This is a genomic window from Pseudorhodoplanes sp. (assembly GCF_035565855.1).
Taxonomy (GTDB): Bacteria; Pseudomonadota; Alphaproteobacteria; order Rhizobiales; family Xanthobacteraceae; genus Pseudorhodoplanes.
The window spans coordinates 1-3,321 of sequence record NZ_DATMRX010000209.1; the positions used below are offsets into that span (position 1 = coordinate 1).

Here is a 3,321-nt window from a genome sequence, read left to right on the forward strand (position 1 = left end):
AGACGCGCGTGACCTCCTTGCCGCCGATGGCCGCTTCCACGACCGAATTGATGTCATCCACCGAGAAGCCGTAACGCGCGGCCTTCTCCCGATTGATGCGGACGACAAGATTGGGCTGGCCCAGAAGATTGAAGGCCGCCGGATTGACCACGCCCGGCACCTTGGCCAATTCGGCCTTGACGACTTTTGAAAGCCTCTCCAGCTCGGCGAGGTCCGGGCCGAACAGCTTGACCGAGTTCTCTCCCTTCACGCCGGACACGGCTTCCTCGATGTTGTCCTGAATATATTGCGAGAAGTTGAAATCGACGCCGATGAACTCGGAACCGAGCTTGGCGTTCATTTCCTCGACCAACTTGTCCTTGGTCAAACCGGCCGGCCATTGCTCCTTCGGTTTCAGGGGAACGAAGAACTCCGCAAGGAACGAGCCGTCGGGATCGGTGGCGTCGTCACCGCGCCCCTGCTCGGAGGCCACTGTCTGCACCGGCGCGAATTGCATGATCTCGTGGCGAATCTTGGCGACCACGTCCTCGCCGGCCTCGAGGGTGATCGTCGGCGGCATCACGGCGCGGATCCAGAGATTGCCCTCCTCAAGCTTGGGCAGGAATTCGGTGCCCAGCCGTGCCCCGAGCACACCGACAACGATGAGGAATGCAGCCGCGATCGTCGCCGCGATCCGCGCGTTGTGAACGGCTAGCGGCAAGATAGCCTGATACGCCCGGCGCATGCCGCGGACCAGGAACGTCTCGATCTCCTCCACCTTCTCCGGGAGCAGGACCGAGGCCAGCACCGGCGTCACCGTGAACGTCGCGATCACCGCGCCGGTGAGGGCGTAGGCGTAGGTACGCGCCATGGGCCCAAAAATCTGCCCTTCCACGCCCTGCATGGTGAACAGGGGCAGGAATGCGGCGATGGTGATGATCACCGAGAAGAAGATCGCCCGATCGACCTCGACGGCCGCCGCAAGGATACGCTGGAGCTTGCCGGAGAGGCTCAATTCGCCATCGGCGAAGGCGCGCCGGGTCTGGTGGGCAAGATGGCGGAATATGTTCTCCACCATGATGACGGTGGCATCGACGATGATGCCGAGGTCGATGGCGCCGATCGACAAGAGGTTGGCCGAATCGCCGCGCAGCACGGTGATGATGACCGCGAGGAACAGCGCCCCCGGTATGGTCGCCGCCACGATGATCGCCGAGCGCAGGTTGCCCAGGAACAGCCACTGAATCAGGAAGATCAGCGAGATGCCGAACATCATGTTGTGCAGCACCGTGCGCACCGTGATGGCGACCAGGTCGCCGCGGTCGTAGAACGGCACGATCTTCACGCCCTTGGGCAGCGTTCCGTCGGTGTTGAGCGTGTGTATGGCCGCGCGGACGCGCGTCACCACCTCCATCGTGCGCTCGAACTTCTGCATCAGGACGATGCCGTTCACGACGTCGGTCGTCTCGTCCCGGCCGGCCATGCCGAGCCGCGGGCGGTAGCCGACCTGCACCTTGGCGACGTCCGACAGAAGGACCGGCAGCCCTCCCTGCTGCGTCAGAACGATGTTGCCGATATCCTTCAGCGACGTCAGCACGCCGAGCCCACGGACGTTGACCGATTGCTCGCCCAGGCTGATGGTCCGGCCGCCAACGTTGGAATTGCTGGCCGAGATCGCGTTCATGATCTGCGGCAAGGTCAGGCCGAAGGCCCGCATCCGGTTCAGGTCGATCTCCGCCTGGAATTCCTTGGTCTTGCCCCCGAGCACGAGCACGTCTGAGACGCCCGGCACCAGCCGCAAGCGGCGCTCCACCACCCAGTCCTGCAGCGTGCGCAACTGGATCAGGTCCATGCCCGGCGGGCCGACGAGCTGATAACGGAAGATTTCGCTGATGGTGCCCGCGGGCGATATCACCGGCTGGACCTGCGGGGGCAGATTCGCCTCCTTCAGCCGGTTCAGCGCCTGCTGCAGCACGAAGTAATAGTCGCGACCATACTCGAACTGCAGGCGGACGAAGCCGAGCGCAAACACGGAGTTGGAGCGGATGAACTTCAGGCCGGGCGTGCTGGCCACCGCGATCTCGATCGGCACCGTGACGTAACGCTCAACCTCCTCTGGCGACTGGCCGGGATATTGCGCGATGATTTCGATGATCGGCGGCGCCGGGTCGGGATAGGCCTCGATATTCATCGCGCGGAACGCGGCGATGCCGATACCGAGGAACGCGGCAAATCCGATCAGGACCAGCGGGCGCCGGGACAGGCAAGTGGCAATAAGGCTGCGAATCATGAACGCCTGAAAATTGACGGTGAACGGGCCCCCTCGCCCAGCATCGGCGGCGGCCCCCGTCCCGTCAATGCGCCGGTTCAGCCAGCGTATCGTGTTTCAAGCCGGGCGCAGAACGGCGTGAAAACATCTCGATCAGCACCGGCAAGGTCACGAGGATCACGAAGGGGGCGAGCATCATGCCGCAAACCACCACGGTCGCCAGCGGCTTCTGCACCTGCGATCCGATACCCGTGGATAACATCGCCGGCAAGAGCCCGACTCCGGCGATGACGCAGGTCATCAACACCGGCCGCATCTGCAATTCACCGGCCCGCAACACAGCGGCGCGACGGTCCAGCCCCGTGGCGATGAGCTGGTTGTATTGCGATAGGATGATAATCCCATCCATCGTCGAAATACCGAACAGCGCGATAAAGCCGATGGCGGCCGACACGCTGAACGGAATATGCATGACGAACAGGCCGAAGATACCGCCGATCACGGCCATCGGAATGACGCTCATGGCCAGAAGCGTATCCGGCAGCGAGCCGAAGTTGATCCACAGCAGAAGCCCGATCATGGCCAGACTGATCGGCACCACGACCTGCAGCCGCGCCACGGCGTCTTGCAGATTGCTGAACTCGCCGACCCACTCGAGGCGCGAACCGAGCGGCAGGCTGACCTCCTGCGCGATCTTGGTTTGAGCCTCCAGGATGGCGCTGCCGAGATCGCGCTCACGGACGCTGAACTTGATCGGCAGATAACGCTGCTGCTTCTCGCGGTAGATGTAAGACGCGCCGGACACCAGATGAACGGTCGCGACCTCGCTTAACGGAATCTGGACGATGGTGCCGCCCGGCCCCTGGACGCTGATGCGAATGTTCTGGATGGCTTCGGCCGATTGCCGGAACTGCGGCGCCAGCCGCACCACAATGGGAAAATACTTGTCGCTTCCCGGCTCGTAGATGTTGCCGGCGGATTCCCCGCCGATGGCGATGTGAATGGTGGAATTGATGTCGCCCGGCGTCAGCCCATAGCGCGCGGCGCGCTGGCGGTCGATATCGATCTGCAGC

General features: G+C 63.3%; 2 protein-coding genes. Both read right to left on the reverse strand.

Translation table 11 applies throughout. The annotated features are described in order from the left end of the window. The coding region (locus tag VN004_RS11725; protein ID WP_325610160.1) for an efflux RND transporter permease subunit at positions 1–2,269 on the reverse strand (2,269 nt) is incomplete at its 3' end. A gap of 64 nt (positions 2,270–2,333) precedes the next feature. Continuing rightward, a partial coding sequence (locus VN004_RS11730; RefSeq protein WP_325610162.1) for an efflux RND transporter permease subunit occupies positions 2,334–3,321 on the reverse strand: 988 nt, incomplete at its 5' end.